The sequence below is a fragment of the Mesorhizobium sp. M1A.F.Ca.IN.020.03.2.1 genome, assembly GCF_004023205.1.
Taxonomy (GTDB): Bacteria; Pseudomonadota; Alphaproteobacteria; order Rhizobiales; family Rhizobiaceae; genus Mesorhizobium.
In genome coordinates, this window is sequence record NZ_RZSV01000475.1 from 1 (window position 1) to 1,114 (window position 1,114).

General features: G+C 67.9%; 1 protein-coding gene. It reads left to right on the forward strand.

Annotation, left to right across the window (positions count from 1 at the left end):
- The first annotated feature begins 6 nt into the window (after positions 1–6).
- Positions 7–1,011, forward strand: a complete 1,005-nt coding sequence (locus EOA79_RS32165; RefSeq protein ID WP_095824551.1) for a LacI family DNA-binding transcriptional regulator — start codon at positions 7–9, stop codon at positions 1,009–1,011.
- Positions 1,012–1,114 lie beyond the last annotated feature (103 nt).

The window sequence follows — 1,114 nt, forward strand, 5'->3', positions numbered from 1 at the left end:
CCGCCCATTCCGAAGCCCACCTTTCTCGAAATCGCGCGCCGCGCCGGGGTCGGCACGGCGACGGTGGAGCGCGTGCTGAACGGCAGGGGCGGGGTGCGCCCCGAGACGGTCGAGAAAGTGGTGGCGGCGGCGCGCTCGCTCGACTATCCGCGCCGGCTCCCCGAAGCGCATCGGGGCGTCATCCGCATTGAGGTGATCCTGGTCAGGCCCGACGCCACCTTCTTCGCGCGCCTCTCCCGCGCCTTCGAACGCATCGCGGCGACGCTCGACCGCTCGATCGCCGTCCACCGCACCTTTCTCGACGAGGCCAATCCGGCGGCGATCGCCAAGCGCATCCTCGAACCGGAGATGCGGCGCGCCGCCCTCATCCTCGCCGTCCCCGACCATCCGCTGGTGAGCGCGGCGGTGGCGAAGCTGGAGGCGGAAAACATCCCGACGGTGCAGATCGTCACCCAGATCTCCGGCACCAAGAGCACCTATGTCGGCATCGACAATTACGCCGCCGGCCGCATGGCGGGGCTGCTGATGGCGAAGATGCAGCGGCGGCCGGGCAAGGTGGTCGCGATCTGTCACAGCCAGATCTATCGCGTCCACCGCGACCGCGTACGGGGCTTCTTCGACTATCTGATCGACGAGGGGCGGGATTTCGAGCCCATCGCCACCCTGTTCGGTTTCGACAACGGCGACCGCAATGCCGAGCAGTTGCATGAGGCGTTTGTGCGCTGGCCCGACCTTGCCGGCCTGTACAATGCCGGCGGCGCCAACACGGCCCTGAACGAAGTGCTGCGCCGGCACCCACGCGGTCGCGACGTCTTCTTCGTCGGCCATGAACTAACCGAGCGCAGCACGCGCGGCCTGCATGACGGCACGATGGACGTCGTGCTCGACCAGGCGCCGGAGGCGCAGGCGCGCCGCGGCATCGACCTGGTGCTGGCGGCGCTCAACCTGCACGACCTGCCGGTCGACAACCCGCCGATCCGCTTCATCACCTTCACTGCCGAGAACCTTTGATCTGATTTGATCAAGGTTGCGCGAGCCTTGGCCGGCATCGCGGTGCTAACTCGACCGCGAACGGGAGACGAGCATGTGCGAATTCTCCCCCTCATCCGGCCGC